Source organism: Bradyrhizobium sp. (genome assembly GCF_035570375.1).
In the GTDB taxonomy this organism is placed as follows: domain Bacteria; phylum Pseudomonadota; class Alphaproteobacteria; order Rhizobiales; family Xanthobacteraceae; genus Bradyrhizobium.
The window spans coordinates 1-16,152 of the sequence record NZ_DATMLW010000266.1; the positions used below are offsets into that span (position 1 = coordinate 1).

21 protein-coding genes are annotated in these 16,152 nt (G+C 62.0%); 20 read left to right on the plus strand and 1 reads right to left on the minus strand.

Annotated features, from left to right (window positions below; translation table 11 throughout):
- The first annotated feature begins 4 nt into the window (after positions 1–4).
- From rplN to rplQ, 16 genes are all read left to right on the plus strand, one after another.
- Positions 5–373: a 50S ribosomal protein L14 gene (gene rplN / locus VNX23_RS29275; RefSeq protein ID WP_011441195.1), complete on the plus strand. Its 369-nt coding sequence runs from the start codon at positions 5–7 to the stop codon at positions 371–373.
- Positions 373–687, plus strand: coding sequence for a 50S ribosomal protein L24 (gene rplX, locus VNX23_RS29280; RefSeq protein WP_325635063.1), 315 nt, complete (start codon positions 373–375; stop codon positions 685–687). Before rplN ends, rplX begins: the two co-directional genes overlap by 1 nt.
- Positions 680–1,237, plus strand: a complete 558-nt coding sequence (gene rplE / locus VNX23_RS29285) for a 50S ribosomal protein L5 (protein ID WP_325635064.1) — start codon at positions 680–682, stop codon at positions 1,235–1,237. The genes rplX and rplE overlap by 8 nt, the downstream gene beginning before the upstream one ends.
- Before the next feature lie 46 nt (positions 1,238–1,283).
- Positions 1,284–1,589, plus strand: coding sequence for a 30S ribosomal protein S14 (rpsN, locus tag VNX23_RS29290; protein ID WP_325635065.1), 306 nt, complete (start codon positions 1,284–1,286; stop codon positions 1,587–1,589).
- Positions 1,590–1,602: 13 nt separating this feature from the next.
- On the plus strand, positions 1,603–2,001 hold the full coding sequence (rpsH, locus tag VNX23_RS29295; RefSeq protein ID WP_325635066.1) for a 30S ribosomal protein S8: 399 nt from the start codon (positions 1,603–1,605) through the stop codon (positions 1,999–2,001).
- Between the two features lie 59 nt (positions 2,002–2,060).
- The gene (gene rplF / locus VNX23_RS29300) at positions 2,061–2,594 is read left to right on the plus strand and encodes a 50S ribosomal protein L6 (protein WP_325635068.1); all 534 of its coding nucleotides are present in this window, start codon (positions 2,061–2,063) and stop codon (positions 2,592–2,594) included.
- An 11-nt stretch (positions 2,595–2,605) separates the two neighbouring features.
- Positions 2,606–2,968 (plus strand): 50S ribosomal protein L18, encoded by a 363-nt coding sequence (gene rplR, locus VNX23_RS29305; RefSeq protein WP_325635070.1) that lies wholly within the window; start codon positions 2,606–2,608, stop codon positions 2,966–2,968.
- 29 nt (positions 2,969–2,997) lie between these two features.
- Complete coding sequence (gene rpsE / locus VNX23_RS29310; RefSeq protein ID WP_325635072.1) at positions 2,998–3,573, plus strand: 30S ribosomal protein S5; 576 nt, start codon at positions 2,998–3,000, stop codon at positions 3,571–3,573.
- A 39-nt stretch (positions 3,574–3,612) separates the two neighbouring features.
- A complete protein-coding gene (gene rpmD / locus VNX23_RS29315) occupies positions 3,613–3,807 on the plus strand; it encodes a 50S ribosomal protein L30 (protein WP_325635074.1) in 195 nt (64 codons plus the stop codon).
- 78 nt (positions 3,808–3,885) lie between these two features.
- Entirely contained in the window at positions 3,886–4,374 is a 489-nt protein-coding gene (gene rplO / locus VNX23_RS29320; RefSeq protein WP_325635076.1) for a 50S ribosomal protein L15, read from the plus strand.
- Positions 4,375–4,521: 147 nt separating this feature from the next.
- On the plus strand, positions 4,522–5,853 hold the full coding sequence (secY, locus tag VNX23_RS29325; RefSeq protein ID WP_325635078.1) for a preprotein translocase subunit SecY: 1,332 nt from the start codon (positions 4,522–4,524) through the stop codon (positions 5,851–5,853).
- Between the two features lie 107 nt (positions 5,854–5,960).
- Positions 5,961–6,806 carry an adenylate kinase gene (locus VNX23_RS29330; RefSeq protein WP_325635080.1) on the plus strand — a complete coding sequence of 282 codons (846 nt, stop codon included), beginning with the start codon at positions 5,961–5,963 and terminating at the stop codon, positions 6,804–6,806.
- Positions 6,807–6,997: 191 nt separating this feature from the next.
- Entirely contained in the window at positions 6,998–7,366 is a 369-nt protein-coding gene (gene rpsM, locus VNX23_RS29335; protein WP_325635082.1) for a 30S ribosomal protein S13, read from the plus strand.
- A gap of 128 nt (positions 7,367–7,494) precedes the next feature.
- Positions 7,495–7,884 carry a 30S ribosomal protein S11 gene (gene rpsK, locus VNX23_RS29340; RefSeq protein ID WP_325635084.1) on the plus strand — a complete coding sequence of 130 codons (390 nt, stop codon included), beginning with the start codon at positions 7,495–7,497 and terminating at the stop codon, positions 7,882–7,884.
- A gap of 115 nt (positions 7,885–7,999) precedes the next feature.
- On the plus strand, positions 8,000–9,031 hold the full coding sequence (locus tag VNX23_RS29345; RefSeq protein WP_325635086.1) for a DNA-directed RNA polymerase subunit alpha: 1,032 nt from the start codon (positions 8,000–8,002) through the stop codon (positions 9,029–9,031).
- A 145-nt stretch (positions 9,032–9,176) separates the two neighbouring features.
- The gene (gene rplQ / locus VNX23_RS29350; RefSeq protein WP_325635087.1) at positions 9,177–9,596 is read left to right on the plus strand and encodes a 50S ribosomal protein L17; all 420 of its coding nucleotides are present in this window, start codon (positions 9,177–9,179) and stop codon (positions 9,594–9,596) included.
- Positions 9,597–9,856: 260 nt separating this feature from the next.
- Here the strand turns inward: rplQ and VNX23_RS29355 are convergent, their stop codons facing one another.
- A complete protein-coding gene (locus VNX23_RS29355) occupies positions 9,857–10,870 on the minus strand; it encodes a zinc-binding alcohol dehydrogenase family protein (protein WP_325635089.1) in 1,014 nt (337 codons plus the stop codon).
- A gap of 209 nt (positions 10,871–11,079) precedes the next feature.
- Between VNX23_RS29355 and VNX23_RS29360 the strand changes: the two genes are divergently transcribed.
- From VNX23_RS29360 to VNX23_RS29375, 4 genes are all read left to right on the plus strand, one after another.
- Positions 11,080–12,471 (plus strand): DegQ family serine endoprotease, encoded by a 1,392-nt coding sequence (locus VNX23_RS29360; protein WP_325635091.1) that lies wholly within the window; start codon positions 11,080–11,082, stop codon positions 12,469–12,471.
- A complete protein-coding gene (locus tag VNX23_RS29365) occupies positions 12,468–13,802 on the plus strand; it encodes a replication-associated recombination protein A (protein WP_325635093.1) in 1,335 nt (444 codons plus the stop codon). The genes VNX23_RS29360 and VNX23_RS29365 overlap by 4 nt, the downstream gene beginning before the upstream one ends.
- A gap of 146 nt (positions 13,803–13,948) precedes the next feature.
- Positions 13,949–14,677: a hypothetical protein gene (locus VNX23_RS29370; RefSeq protein WP_325635095.1), complete on the plus strand. Its 729-nt coding sequence runs from the start codon at positions 13,949–13,951 to the stop codon at positions 14,675–14,677.
- A complete protein-coding gene (locus tag VNX23_RS29375) occupies positions 14,674–15,870 on the plus strand; it encodes an RluA family pseudouridine synthase (protein ID WP_325635097.1) in 1,197 nt (398 codons plus the stop codon). Before VNX23_RS29370 ends, VNX23_RS29375 begins: the two co-directional genes overlap by 4 nt.
- Positions 15,871–16,152 lie beyond the last annotated feature (282 nt).

Sequence of the window (16,152 nt, forward strand, 5' to 3'; positions counted from 1 at the left end):
ATCAATGATTCAGATGCAGACCAACCTCGACGTGGCCGATAATTCAGGCGCACGCCGTGTCATGTGCATCAAGGTGCTTGGGGGCTCCAAGCGCCGCTATGCCACCGTGGGCGACGTCATTGTCGTGTCGATCAAGGAAGCCATTCCGCGCGGCAAGGTGAAGAAGGGCGACGTGATGAAGGCCGTCGTGGTGCGGGTCCGCAAGGACATCCGCCGTCCCGACGGTTCGGTCATCCGCTTCGACCGCAACGCCGCCGTGCTGATCAACAACCAGTCGGAGCCGGTGGGCACCCGTATCTTCGGGCCCGTGCCGCGCGAACTTCGCGCCAAGAACCACATGAAGATCATCTCGCTCGCCCCGGAGGTGCTGTGATGGCGGCCAAGATCCGCAAGGGTGACAAGGTTATCGTGTTGTCGGGCCGCGACAAGGGTCGCACCGGCGAGGTGTTCGAGGTGCGCACCGCCGAAGACAAGGCGCTGGTGCGGGGCGTCAACCTCGTCAAACGCCACCAGAAGCAGACCCAGGCGCAGGAGGGCGGCATCATCTCGAAAGAGGCGCCGATCCACCTTTCCAACATTGCGATCGTCGGCAAGGACGGCAAGCCGACCCGCGTAGGTTTCAAGATTCAGGCGGATGGCACCAAGGTACGCATTGCCAAACGCACGGGAGCAGAGATCGATGGCTGAGACCGCATACGTCCCGCGCCTGCGCGCGGAATACGACAGGAGCATCCGCAGCAAGCTGACCGAACAGTTCGGCTACTCCAACATGTTGCAGGTGCCGCGCCTGGACAAGGTCGTGCTCAACATGGGCATCGGCGAAGCCGTCAACGACCGCAAGAAGGCCGAGCTGGCGGCGGCCGACCTGTCGCTGATCGCAGGGCAGAAGGCGGTCGTGACCTATTCGCGGATCGCGATCTCGACCTACAAGCTGCGTGAAAACCAGCCGATCGGCTGCAAGGTCACGCTGCGCAAGGCGCGCATGTACGAGTTCATCGACCGCCTCGTGAATGTCGCGCTGCCGCGCGTGCGCGACTTCCGCGGGCTGAACCCGAAGAGCTTCGACGGCCGCGGCAACTATTCGCTCGGCATCAAAGAGCACATCATTTTCCCCGAAATCGATTTCGACAAGGCGGGGGAAACGTGGGGCATGGACGTCACGGTGTGCACCACCGCGCGCACCGATGACGAAGCGAGGGCGTTATTGACCGCATTCAATTTCCCGTTCCGGCAGTGAGAGGCTGACAAAAGCCTCTCAAACGCGGAACCGCAAGGAGCCAAGCATGGCAAAGAAGAGTTCGATCGAGAAGAACAACCGGCGCAAGCGGATGGCCAAGAATGCCGCCGCCCGCCGTGCAAAGCTGAAGGCGATCGTCGCCGACAAGAGCAAGCCGATGGAAGAGCGGTTTGCGGCGACGCTGAAGCTTGCCGAGATGCCGCGCAATTCGTCGCCGACCCGGATCCGCAATCGTTGCGAGCTGACGGGGCGCCCGCGCTCGAACTACCGCAAGAACAAGCTTTCCCGCATCGCGCTGCGCGAACTCGGCTCCAAGGGCCTGGTTCCGGGGCTCGTGAAGTCGAGCTGGTAAGGAGGGTCGTAACATGTCAACGCACGATCCGATCAGCGATCTCATCACCCGCATCCGCAACGCGCAAATGCGGTCGAAGTCGAAGGTTTCGAGCCCCGGCTCGAAGATGCGCGCCAACGTGCTCGAAGTGCTGAAGGCCGAAGGCTACATCCGCGGCTACGCCAGCGTGGAGCATCCGTCGGGGCGCAGCGAGCTCGAGATCGAGTTGAAATATTTTGACGGCGAGCCCGTGATCCGCGAGATCGAGCGGGTATCGAAGCCGGGACGGCGCGTCTATGCCTCGGTGAAGAACCTGCCGCGCATCAACAACGGTTTAGGCATTTCGGTATTGTCGACGCCGAAGGGAATTATGGCCGACCACGACGCGCGCGACGCGAATGTGGGCGGCGAAATCCTTTTCACGGTGTTCTAGTGCGCGTTCCGGAGAGGTGGATAGCTTCGCCGGAGATGCCAGTCAGGAGGGATTGAGCCATGTCACGTATCGGCAAGCGGCCTGTGACGATCCCCTCAGGGGTCACCGCGACCGTCGAGGGACAGACGGTGAAGATGAAGGGCCCGAAGGGCCAGCTTCAGTTCATCGCCCATGACGACGTCGAGGTGAAGTTCGAGAATGGCGTGATCAAGGTCGCGCCCAGGGTCAAGACCAACCGCGCGCAGGCGATGTACGGCACGGCGCGCGCTCAGGTGGCCAACCTCGTCGCCGGCGTCACCAAGGGTTTCGAGAAGCGGCTCGAAATCAACGGCGTCGGCTATCGTGCGTCGCTGCAGGGCAAGAACCTGCAGCTCGCGCTCGGCTACAGCCACGACGTCATCTTCCAGATCCCGGAAGGGATCGCGATCACGGTGCCGAAGCCGACCGAGATCGTCATCGTCGGCAATGACAGCCAGCGCGTCGGCCAGGTCGCAGCCGAAATCCGCAGCTACCGCCCGCCGGAACCGTACAAGGGCAAGGGCGTGAAATATGTCGACGAATTCATCTTCCGCAAGGAAGGCAAGAAGAAGTAACGGAGCCGGTCATGTCGAGAGTGAAGGTTACGAACGCCCGGCGCAAGCAGCGCGTGAGGCTGTCGTTGCGCCGTTCCGGTGGCGGCCGCCCGCGTCTGTCGGTATTCCGCTCGTCCAAGCATATCTACGCCCAGGTCATCGATGACCTCAAGGGCGTGACACTTGCGTCGGCGTCTTCGCTGGAGAAGACGATGCGCGAGGGCGGCAAGACCGGGGCGAACATCGACGCCGCCAAGGCGGTCGGCAAGTTGCTCGCCGAGCGCGCGGTGAAGAACGGCGTCACCGAGGTCGTGTTCGATCGCGGCGGTTATCTCTATCACGGCCGCGTCAAGGCGCTCGCGGATGCGGCGCGCGAAAGCGGATTGAGCTTCTAACTGGATTTTCAAGGAAACGGAAAAACACCATGGCAGGTGAACGCGAACGCGGCGGACGCGAACGAAGCAGGGATCGCGAGGAACGCGACAGCGAGTTCGTCGACAAGCTCGTCCACATCAATCGTGTGGCCAAGGTCGTCAAGGGCGGCAAGCGCTTCGGCTTTGCGGCGCTGGTCGTAATCGGCGACCAGAAGGGCCGGGTCGGTTTCGGCCATGGCAAGGCGCGCGAGGTTCCGGAGGCGATCCGCAAGGCGACCGACGCCGCCAAGCGCAATTTGACGCGCGTGGCGCTGCGCGAAGGCCGCACGCTGCATCACGACATTTCCGGCCGCCACGGCGCAGGCCGGGTCTATTTGCGGGCTGCACCTGCGGGTACCGGCATCATCGCGGGTGGTCCGATGCGCGCGGTTTTCGAGACGCTCGGCATCCAGGACGTGGTCGCAAAATCGATCGGTTCGTCGAATCCCTACAACATGGTCCGCGCCACCTTCAACGCGCTCAAGCACCAGGATTCGCCGCGCTCGGTCGCGGCACGCCGCAACATCAAGGTCTCGGCCTTGCAGGCGCGCCGCCTCGGCGGTGACGCCGAAACGGTTGCCGAATAACAACAGTCCGCGCTTTCGCGCGTCACGGAGTTTTAGACCATGGCCAAGGCCGCAAAGACGATCAAGGTCGAGCAGACCGGCAGCCCGATTCGCCGCCACCACTCGCAGCGCACGACGCTGGTCGGCCTCAAGCTCAACAAGATCGGCCGCGTCGCCGAACTGAAGGATACTCCGGAAGTTCGCGGCATGATCGCCAAGGTTCAACATCTCGTCCGCGTCGTCGGCGAGAAGTAAGGAGGTCGGAGCATGATCCCGAGAAGTGGAAGCCGCTTTTTGGACCAGATCATGGTCCAGAGATAAAGGAAGCGAACGATGAAGCTCAGCGATATCGCCGACAATGCCGGCTCGCGCAAAAAGCGGATGCGCGTGGGCCGTGGCATCGGTTCGGGCAAGGGCAAGACCTCGGGGCGCGGCGGCAAGGGCCAGACCGCCCGCTCGGGCGTGCGCATCAAGGGTTTTGAAGGCGGCCAGATGCCGCTGCACCGGCGGCTGCCGAAGCGGGGCTTCAACAACGTCTTCCGGCTCGAATTCGTCGAAATCAATCTTGACCGTCTGCAGCAGGCGATTGATGCCAAGCAGATCGATGCCCAGGACACCATCAACGCCGAGAAGCTGGTGAAATCCGGCGTGTTGCGGCGCGCCAAGGACGGCGTGCGCCTGCTCGGCCGCGGCGAACTCAAGGCCAAGCTCACAATCGAGGTTCACGGCGCTTCGAAATCCGCCATCGCGGCGGTTGAGAAGGCCGGCGGCACGGTGAAAATTCTCGGCCCCGCAAAAAAGGAAGAAGGCAAGGCGGCGTAACATCTGCGTCATCGTCCGCAGCTTGCAGGCGATCTTGACGACGGGGCGATGGACTTATCGAAGCCGAGCACCAAATAATGTCCGGCGTCCGCCAAATGTCCCGACTTTTCGGGGCCTTGCAGCGGAAAGCGCAGGAGAAAGCCAAACATGGTCTCAGCAGCGGAACAACTTGCGGCCAACCTCAACTTTTCGGCGCTTGGAAAAGCCGAAGAATTGAAGAAGCGGATCTGGTTCACGCTGGGTGCGCTGCTCGTCTATCGGCTCGGAACCTATATTCCGCTGCCCGGCATCGACCCCAACATCTGGGAGCAGGTATTCCGCTCGCAAGCCGGCGGCATTCTCGGCATGTTCAACATGTTCGCCGGCGGCGGCATCCACCGCATGGCGATCTTTGCGCTCAATATCATGCCGTACATCTCGGCATCGATCATCATCCAGCTTTTGACCACGGTTTCCCCGCAGCTTGAGGCGCTGAAGAAGGAAGGCGAAGCGGGCCGCAAGACGCTGAACCAGTACACGCGTTATCTAACCGTGATCCTCGCCGCGTTCCAGTCCTACGGTATCGCAGTCGGGCTCGAGGGCGCGGGCAACGTGGTCAGCGATCCCGGCCTGTTTTTCCGCCTGTCGACCACGATCACGCTGACCGGGGGCACCATGTTCCTGATGTGGCTCGGCGAGCAGGTCACCTCGCGCGGCATCGGCAACGGCATCTCGCTGATCATCCTTTCCGGCATCGTCGCCGAATTGCCCTCGGCGCTTGCCAACATGCTCGAACTCGGCCGTCAGGGCGCGCTGTCCACCGGTCTCATTCTGATCGTGATCGTGATGGCGGTCGCGGTGATCGCGTTCATCGTGTTCATGGAACGGGCGCAGCGGCGCCTGCTGATCCAGTATCCGAAGCGTCAGGTCGGCAACAAGATGTTCGAAGGCCAGTCTTCGCATCTGCCGCTCAAACTGAACACCTCGGGCGTGATTCCGCCGATCTTCGCGTCCTCGCTCTTGCTGCTGCCGACCACGGTTGCGAATTTCAATGCCGGCCGCGGGCCGGAATGGTTTCAATGGATCACCACCCAGCTCGGTCACGGCCGCCCGCTGTTTCTGATCCTTTATCTGGCGCTGATTGTGTTCTTCGCCTTTTTCTACACCGCAATCGTGTTCAATCCGACGGAGACCGCCGACAACCTGAAAAAGCATGGCGGCTTCATCCCCGGCATTCGGCCGGGTGAGCGCACGGCCGAATATATCGACTATGTGTTGTCGCGGATCACGGTGGTAGGGGCAGTCTATCTCGCTATCGTCTGCCTGATCCCCGAAATCCTGATTTCCTACGCTTCGGTGCCGTTTTATTTCGGCGGAACCTCGCTGTTGATCGTCGTCAGCGTGACCATGGATACGGTGGCGCAGGTTCAGGGATATTTGCTCGCCCATCAATATGAGGGGCTGATCAGAAAATCGAAATTGAGGGGGCGCCGTCGCTGATCCGCGCGCTTTAAAAAAGGCGTTCGCGCTGATCTCAATTGGCGCCATTGATGATTTTGCAGAGTGGTGTGCGATTACTCGCTCACCGAGCCGGGGGGCGAACGCACATGAGACTGATTCTTCTGGGACCGCCGGGATCGGGCAAGGGAACGCAGGCGCAAAGGCTGATCAAGCGGCACGGCATCGTCCAGCTTTCCACCGGCGAAATGCTGCGCGCGGCGGCGGCGGCGCAGACACCGGTCGGCCTCAAAGCCCAGGAAATCATGGCGAGCGGCTCCCTGGTGCCGGACAATATCGTGATCGGGATCATCTCCGATCGGCTGGACCAGCCGGACGCCGCCAGGGGTTTCATCCTCGACGGTTTTCCGCGCACGGTGCCGCAGGCCGAGGCGCTCGACGAACTATTGAGGAAGAAGCGCCTCAAGCTCGACGCCGTCATCGAGCTTCGCGTCAATGAAAGCGCGCTGCTGCAGCGGGTCGAAAGCAGGGTCGCGGAGATGCGCTCGCGCGGCGAAGAGGTGCGGATCGACGATACGTCGGAGGTGCTGACGAAGCGGCTGGCGAACTACCGGGCGCAGACCGAACCGCTGATCCACTATTATTCGGAACGGCGCAAATTGCTCACTGTCGATGGCATGATGACCATCGAGCACGTGACCCACGAGATCAACCGCATCTTGGCCGCCATCGGCGCCGTGGAGACCAGGGCGTCCAAAAGACCGGTCATGGGAAGGCTGGCGGCGAGGGCCGCCAAGCGGCCGGGCCGCAAAGTCGCCAAATCCGCACCCAATACCGCTAAAAAGGCCGCCAAAGCGGCCGGGAAGCCCGGGAAAAAGGCCTCCAGACGGCCCAAAAAATCGTCCCTGAAGGCTTCTACCGGTGCCAGGAAGCGCGCCGCCGGGAGGGCGCGGAAAGTTGCAAAAAAGGTCACGAAAAAGCGAGCTAAGGCATAGAGGCGGTTGACGAAACCAAGTTGAATCCTTTAATAAGCCCCGCATCCAGTCGGATAGTTTCAAGACGATGCCGGGCCCCGAATAATCGAGGGGAAGGGCGTCGTGTTCGCGTTTGTGAACACCTGCCCGAGATAGCTTAAGACAGCAAAAAAGGCCGTATCCCCAAGGGACCGGCGACAGGAGAGAAGTCCGTGGCCCGTATTGCCGGTGTGAATATCCCGACCAACAAGCGCGTGCTGATCGCGCTCCAGTACATCCATGGCATCGGTTCGAAATCGGCGGCCGAGATCATGGAGAAGGTGAAGATCCCCACTGACCGTCGCGTCAGTCAGTTGACCGACCAGGAGGTTCTGCAGATCCGCGAAGTGATCGACCGCGACTACATGGTCGAGGGCGACCTGCGTCGCGAGGTCGGCATGAACATCAAGCGCCTGATGGATCTCGGCTGCTATCGCGGCCTGCGCCATCGACGCGGGTTGCCGGTGCGTGGTCAGCGCACCCACACCAATGCGCGCACGCGCAAGGGTCCGGCCAAGTCGATTGCCGGCAAGAAGAAGTAAGTTGGCGAATAGGGAATGGCGAAATAGCGAGTAGGGCGCGAACCTTACCATTCGCTACTCGCTACTCGCTCGTCAGGTGTAGCCGCTGGCATTACGGCGGCGTTGAGATCGTCAGGAAAGGTTCTTAAATGGGCAAGGAAGCCACCCGCGTACGCCGCCGTGAGCGCAAGAACATCGCCTCCGGCGTGGCGCACGTGAATTCGTCGTTCAACAACACGACCATCACCATCACCGATGCACAGGGCAATACTATCGCCTGGTCGTCGGCGGGCACGATGGGCTTCAAGGGCTCGCGCAAGTCGACCCCCTATGCCGCGCAGGTCGCGGCCGAAGACGTCTCCAGGAAGGCGCAGGAACACGGCATGCGCACGCTGGAGGTTGAAGTTGCAGGCCCCGGTTCGGGGCGTGAATCGGCGCTTCGTGCGCTGCAGGCTGCGGGCTTCACCGTCACCTCGATCCGTGACGTGACGACGATCCCGCACAATGGCTGCCGTCCGCGCAAGCGCCGGCGGGTTTGATGCTTCAAGGTGCGGGTGGCTTTGCCGCCCGCGACGGGTTTTTGGGAAATATTTCAAGCCGCGGAATGATCCGCGAGGTCTCCAACGCCAGTGATTGTGGCAAATCGACTGGCCCATGGGTGAAACAGTGACGATCCAGAAAAATTGGCAAGAACTTATCCGGCCCAACAAGCTACAGGTTTCTCCGGGCACCGACGCGACCCGTTATGCGACCCTCGTTGCCGAGCCGCTCGAACGCGGTTTTGGCCAGACGCTGGGCAATGCGCTCCGCCGCATCCTGCTTTCCTCGCTGCAGGGCGCCGCGGTGCAGTCGGTGCACATCGACGGCGTGCTGCACGAGTTCTCCTCGATCGCGGGCGTCCGCGAGGACGTCACGGACATCGTGCTCAACATCAAGGACATCTCGATCAAGATGCAGGGCGAAGGCCCCAAGCGCATGGTCGTGAAGAAGCAGGGGCCGGGCGTGGTGACTGCCGGCGACATCCAGACCGTCGGCGATATCACCGTGCTCAATCCGGAACTGCAGATCTGCACCCTCGATGAAGGCGCCGAGATCCGCATGGAATTCACGGTCTCCTCGGGCAAGGGCTATGTCGCCGCCGAGCGCAACCGTCCCGAGGACGCGCCGATCGGACTGATCCCCGTCGACAGCCTCTACTCCCCGGTGCGCAAGGTTTCCTACAAGGTCGAGAACACCCGCGAGGGCCAGATCCTCGACTACGACAAGCTGACGATGTCGATCGAGACCAACGGCGCGATCTCGCCGGACGATGCGGTCGCCTTTGCCGCGCGCATCCTGCAGGATCAGCTCAACGTGTTCGTCAATTTCGAGGAGCCGCGCAAGGAAGTCGCCCAGGAGATCATTCCGGACCTCGCCTTCAATCCCGCCTTCCTCAAGAAGGTCGACGAACTCGAACTGTCGGTCCGTTCGGCCAACTGTCTGAAGAACGACAACATCGTCTATATCGGCGATCTCGTGCAGAAGTCGGAAGCGGAAATGCTCCGCACCCCGAATTTCGGCCGCAAGTCGCTCAACGAGATCAAGGAAGTGCTGGCCCAGATGGGGCTGCATCTCGGCATGGAAGTGCCGGGCTGGCCGCCCGAGAACATCGACGAGCTCGCCAAGCGCTTCGAGGATCACTACTGAGCGAACAGGGAGTAGCGATTAGCGAATGTGAGAAAACCATTCGCTACTCACAATTCGCTATTCGCCATCCAGGGCGAACGCAGGCAGCCCACCTGAGCAGATGTCGGACGAACCGTCCGCGACAAGGAAAGCAAGGAATAGTCAAATGCGTCACGGTAAGGTTCACCGCAAGCTTAATCGCACCGCCGAGCACCGGCGCGCGATGTTTGCCAACATGGCTGCTGCGCTGATCAAGCACGAGCAGATTGTCACCACGCTGCCCAAGGCCAAGGAATTGCGCCCGATCGTCGAGAAGCTCGTTACGCTCGGCAAGCGCGGCGGGCTTGCGATGCGCCGCCAGGCGATCTCGGAGATGCGCGACGTCGACCAGGCGAAGAAACTGTTCGACGTGCTCGCCCCCCGCTACAAGGATCGGCACGGCGGCTACACCCGCATCATCAAGGCCGGCTTCCGCTATGGCGACAACGCGCCGATGGCGGTGATCGAGTTCGTCGACCGCGACGTCGATGCCAAGGGCCAGGATTCAGGTCCGGTGCAGGAAAAGGCCGAAGCCGAGGCCGCCTGATTGGCTTTCTATAGCGTTTTCGAGCGAAGTGGATACCGGTTCGCGTGAAGAAAACGCGTCAAAACAAGAAATTAGAGCCTCGGTACTGATTCAATCAGAACCGAAAAGGCTCTAAGGTGTTAAACCAAAAGCGGCGCGTTAGCGCCGCTTTTTTTGCGTGCGACTGCGAACCAGTTCTTCCATAAGCCCGGCGCGGTGTTCCCGCGCCTGCAGCTTTCGGCAAACGCCGCGGCCGGAATAGGTTCAGCTATTTCAGTAGCTCACCACCCCTCGAGCACGATCTTGCCGCGCGACTTGCCGCTTTCGAGCAGCGCGTGTGCCCGCTTCAGATTGGCGGCATTGATCGTGCCGAATCTCTCGCCGAGCGTGGTGCGCAGCACGCCCTTGTCGATCAGGTCGGCGACGTCGTTGAGCAGGCGGTGCTGGCCGATCATGTCTTCTGTCTGAAACGATGAACGGGTGAACATCGATTCCCAGTGGATCGAGATCGCCTTGCCCTTGAAGACGCCGACGTTGAATTCGGGGGGATCGTCGATCAACCCGTATTTGCCCTGGGGCGCCATCAGCTCGGCAATCGCGTTGTAGTGCTGGTCGGTATTGGTCAGGCTTGCGACCAGCGCCACCGGCCGCACCTTCAGCTTTTCGATCTGTTCCTTCATCGGCTTCGAGTGGTCGACGACGGCATCGGCGCCGAGATCGAGGCACCATTTTTGCGATTCCGCGCGTGATGCGGTCGCCACGACAGTCAGTCCTGTGAGGCGGCGGGCAAGCTGGATCAGGATCGAGCCGACGCCGCCGGCGCCGCCGACGATCAGAAGCGTGCGCGGATCGACGCTCTTGCCCGGCACCGCGCCGAGCCGATCAAACAGCAATTCCCAGGCGGTGATCGAGGTCAACGGCAGTGCCGCGGCTTCCGCAAACGGCAGGCTCTTCGGCTTTGCTCCGACGATGCGTTCGTCAACCAGGTGAAACTCCGAATTGGTGCCTTGCCGAAGAATCGAGCCGGCGTAGAACACCTCGTCACCGGGCCGAAACAGCGTCACCTCAGGCCCGACCGCATCGACGACACCGGCGGCATCGTAGCCGAGGACCTTGGTTTCGCCTTGCGGAGGAGCCGCGCGCTTGCGCACCTTGTAGTCGACCGGATTGGCGGAGATTGCCTTGACCGCGACGCGGATGTCGCGGCCCTTCGGTTCGGGCCTTTCGGTCTCGAAATCGATCAGGGCCTCGCTTGCGTCGATCGGCAGCGATTTTCTGTATCCGACGGCCTTCATTGGCGTTCTCCCGAGCTTGCTGTTCCTGTCATCACCGGCTGCGCCATTACCTATCGGCCCGGCCGGCGGAAATGCAAGGATTAGGCTTATGGCAAATCTGCAATTGTGCTGTCGATTGGGCTCACAATGGCCGTGCCGAGCGCCCCGGTCACTTCTAATAGCGAGCTTAAGCGCCTATATTTGCGGCATCTCGCCCCCAGGATTTTTCCATGAGCGCTATTCGCTGTTTTACGGCATTGTTCATCCTTTTGGTTGCGTCAGCCGCGATGGCCCAGGACCGGCGCGTGCCGGCTTCCGCGGCCGAATTGAAACTCTCCTACGCCCCGATCGTGCAGCGGGTGCAGCCGGCCGTCGTCAACGTCTATGCCGCCAAGATGGTGCAGAACCGCAATCCGCTGTTGGACGATCCGCTGTTCCGCCGCTTTTTCGGGGTGCCGGGCCAGCAACCGGAACAGATGCAGCGCTCGCTCGGGTCGGGCGTGATGGTCGATGCGACCGGCCTCGTCGTGACCAACAACCACGTCATCGAAGGCGCCGATCAGGTCAAGGTCTCGCTTTCCGACAAGCGCGAATTCGAGGCCGAGATCGTTCTCAAGGACAGCCGCACCGATCTCGCCGTGCTGCGGCTGAAGGACGCCCGCGAAAAATTTCCGACGCTCGATTTCGCCAATTCCGACGAGCTGTTGGTGGGCGACGTCGTACTTGCGATCGGCAATCCCTTTGGCGTCGGCCAGACCGTCACCCACGGCATCATTTCGGCGCTGGCGCGCACGCAAGTAGGCATCACCGACTACCAGTTCTTCATCCAGACCGACGCGGCGATCAATCCCGGCAATTCCGGCGGCGCGCTGGTCGACATGACCGGCAGGCTTGCCGGCATCAATACCGCGATCTTCTCCCGCTCCGGCGGATCGCAGGGCATCGGCTTTGCGATTCCCGCCAATATGGTTCGCGTGGTGGTGGCTTCGGCGAAAAGCGGCGGCAAGGCCGTCAGGCGGCCGTGGCTCGGCGCAAGATTGCAGACGGTGACGCCGGAGATCGCCGAAACACTCGGGCTGAAACTGCCGAGCGGCGCGCTGGTCGCCAGCGTCGTTGCGAACAGTCCGGCCTCCCGCGCAGGCTTGAAGTCATCGGACCTGATCGTCGCGATCGACGGGCAGACGATCGAGGATCCCAACGCATTCGATTACCGCTTTGCAACGCGTCCGCTCGGCGGCAGCTCTCAGATCGATGTGCAGCGCGCCGGCAAGAATTTGAAGCTGACGGTGGCGCTGGAAACCGCGCCCGATAGCGGACGCAACGAAATCGTTCTGACCGGACGCTCGCCTTTCCAGGGCGCAAGGGTCTCCAACATTTCGCCAGCGGTTGCCGACGAACTGCATCTGGATGTCGATACCGAAGGTGTCGTGGTGACCGATCTCGCCGACGGCGGAACGGCAGCCAATGTCGGATTCCAGAAAGGCGACATCATCGTGTCGGTCAATAATCAGAAAATCCTCAAGACCAGCGATCTGGAAAAGGCCACGCGCGACTCCTCGCGGCTCTGGCGCATCACGCTGGTGCGCGGCGGCCAGCAGATCAATGTGACGCTGGGCGGATGAGCCCGAAACGGCCAGGCAGAAACGAGGGCGCCAGCCTGTTCGCCGCGGCTGGGATGGAGAGGGACGCGCCGCATCCGCTCCCCGATCGGTTGCGCCCGAAAAAGCTGTCGGAAGTCGTCGGCCAGGAACACATTCTGGGGCCGGACGGCGCGCTGACGCGCATGCTGGAAACGCGCAACGTGGGCTCGCTGATCTTCTGGGGACCTCCGGGCACCGGCAAGACCACGGTCGCGCGGCTGCTTGCGGACGCGACCGAGATGCATTTCGAACAGCTCTCGGCGGTCTTTTCCGGCGTCGCCGATCTGAAGAAGGCGTTCGACGCGGCTCGCGCGCGACGCGAAATGGGCAAGGGCACGCTGCTCTTTGTCGATGAGGTGCACCGCTTCAATCGCGCGCAGCAGGATTCGTTTCTGCCCGTGATGGAAGACGGCACCGTGGTGCTGGTCGGCGCCACCACCGAAAACCCCTCCTTCGAACTCAACGCGGCGTTGTTGTCGCGCGCCCGCGTGCTGGTGTTTCATTCGCTCGATCATGCGGCGATCGAACGGCTGTTCCTGCACGCCGAGAAGGTCGAGGGCAGGAAACTGCCGCTGGATGAGCAAGCGCGCGCCGTTCTGGCGCGGATGGCGGATGGCGACGGACGCGCCGCGTTGACATTGGCCGAAGAGGTCTGGCGCGCCGCGCGCGAGGGCGAGATCTTCACCGCCGCTCAGTTGCAGGAGGTCTTGCAGCGCCGCGCGCCGATTTACGACAAATCGGCGGACGGACACTACAACCTGATCTCGGCGCTGCATAAATCGGTGCGCGGCTCCGATCCCGACGCGGCTCTCTACTATCTGGCGCGGATGCTGGACGCCGGTGAAGACCCGCTGTTTCTGGCGCGGCGCGTCGTGCGCATGGCGGTCGAGGACATCGGGCTTGCCGATCCGCAGGCGCTCGCGGTCGCCAATTCCGCCAAGGACGCCTTTGATTTCCTCGGCTCTCCCGAAGGCGAACTCGCAATCGCGCAGGCCGTGATCTATCTCGCTACCGCGCCGAAATCGAACGCGGCCTACACGGCGTTCGGAGCGGCGATGCGTGCGGCAAAGGAGGGCGGCTCGTTGTTGCCGCCCAAGCACATCCTGAATTCTCCGACCAGGTTGATGAAATCGGAAGGCTACGGCGAAGGCTACGAATACGATCACGACACGCCCGAAGCCTTCTCCGGGCAGGATTACTTTCCGGAGTCGATGGGCCGGCAGACCTTCTACGATCCGCCCGAGCGCGGCTTTGAGCGCGAAATCCGCAAGCGGCTGGAGTATTGGGCCAAACTGCGAAGGGAGCGGAAATGACCGGTTTCGGGCGCTTTGTCGCCATCGATTGGTCGGGCGCTAAGGGAGCCAGACACGCTGGCATCCAGATCGCCGAAATTGAGGTGGGAAGCGCTGAATGTCGGCTTGTGGCTCCAACATGCGGCGGACGGTGGAGCAGGCCGGAGGTGATCGATTACATCGTCAAGCTCAACGACAAGCCCACGCTTGTCGGGATCGATTTTGCCTTCTCCATACCATGGGACAACGATCTGGTCGGGCCGAGACAAATTGGCGACGTCAGGGCACTGTGGGCTTTTGTCGACGGGCTGTGCGATCAGACCCCGGATCTCTATGCAGGGCCGGTCTGGACGGGAGAGCAAAGCCCTTTTCGCCCCTACATTTTGCACACCAAGTATAGAGGCGAACGTTATCGCCGGAACTATCGGCGCAAGGTCGATGATGTCGAGGGGAACGCGATTTCAATCTATCATATGATTGGAGCTCAGGTCGGTGCCGGCAGCTTTTCCGGAATGCGGATGCTGCACAAGATTGCGACGTGCCACGGAAAGTCGATCGCGATATGGCCATTCGACGCAATTGAGGAAGCCAAAACCACGGTCGTAGAAATCTACCCCTCCTTCTTCTACCGCAAGGCGGGCGTTGAAAGGCCGAGACGTCTTGATCTCCTGGCATCGAACTACGATGCCCTGGATAGGGCTCTCAGCTTTTATGATGGCCGGCGTCAGTGCGGCATTGTTTGCCGGTCTGTCGATCAGGCGGATGCGCTGGTCGCGGCCGCGGCATTGCGCAAGCTCGCCGACAGTGCCGCGTTTATGTACCCGGAATGCGAAGGCTTCGATCGTCGTGAGGGCTGGATTTTCGGGGTGCCGGTGCGGTACGGAAAGAGATCATGAGCCGCCGCAACAAGAGACCTCTGCCCAAGCGTTCTTCGCGCGACCGTCGCGACGGCCCAAAAGGCTCACGTCCATTTCGGACCTCGCAAGGTGAGCGGGGGCAAGCACAGCGTGCGAGCGGCAAGCCGTCGGGGTTTGCGGATCACGCGCCTCGTTCGCCAAAGCCCGTCTTGGCCGAGCCGGCGAGGGAAGAGGCAGCGCCGACCAGGGTTCAGACCGTGGTCGTGACGGCGGATGAGAACAGTATGCGCGTCGACCGCTTTCTCGAGGCGCGCTTTCCCGGCCTGTCGTTCTCCCACATCCAGCGCATCGTTCGCAAAGGCGAGCTGCGCGTCAACGGCAAGCGCGCCGACAGCAAGGACCGGCTGGAGGCGGGGCAGAGCGTCCGCATTCCACCGCTGCGGCTGGATGCGCCGCGGATAACCGCCCAGCTCTCGGAAGCCGCGCAAAAAACCCTCGCCTCGCTGAAGGAGCTGACGCTCTTTGAAGACGCGGACGTGCTGGTGCTCAACAAGCCGGCCGGGCTTGCCGTGCAGGGCGGCTCGGGAACGACGCGGCATATCGACCAGATGCTGGAAGTGATGCGCGATGCAAAAGGACAGAAGCCGCGCCTGGTGCATCGACTCGACAAGGACACCGCGGGCTGCCTCCTGGTTGCGAAAACCCGCTTTGCCGCAACCGCGCTCACCGGTTCTTTCCGCCACCGCTCGGCGCGCAAGACCTATTGGGCGCTGGTGGCCGGCGTGCCGAAGCCGAAGCAGGGCCGCATCTCCACCTTTCTCGCCAGGGAGGAAGGCGAGGAGGACACCATCATGCGGATCGCAGCCCATGGCGATGAGGGCGCAAACCATGCGGTGACCTATTATGCCGTGGTCGAGACCTCGGCGCAGAAACTCGCCTGGGTTTCGTTGAAGCCGGTCACCGGGCGAACGCACCAGTTGCGCGCACACATGGCGCATATCGGCCACGCCATCGTCGGCGATCCCAAATATTTCAACAAGGAAAACTGGGAATTGCCGGGCGGCCTGCAGAACCGGCTGCATCTTCTGGCGCGGCGGATCATGATCCCGCATCCTCGCGGCGGCGTGATCGACGTCACCGCGCCGCTGCCGCCGCACATGCTGCAATCGTGGAACCTGCTCGGCCTGGAAGCCGACCGGTTCGATCCGATCGAGAACGCGCCTGAAGAGTGACAAGGCGCGGCCATCCAGGATCGCACAGGCTAAGCAAGAACTATCAAGGCGACGTCGTACTATTCGAGCACTGTCGCTCCGACTTTGTTCTTGGCATCGGAGCGCATCATGGAAAATCAGCAGGCTTCGCGTCGGATAGGGCGTTGGGTCCGCACGGCGCTTTTCCTTGGACTTTTCCTCGGCCTTCTCGGCTCGGCTGTTTGCTCAGGCTTCGCAGCAAATGCCCAGACACTGGTTCTGCTGGGAGGCAGCCTGTACGCCTCACCTGACGCCGCCCCGCTG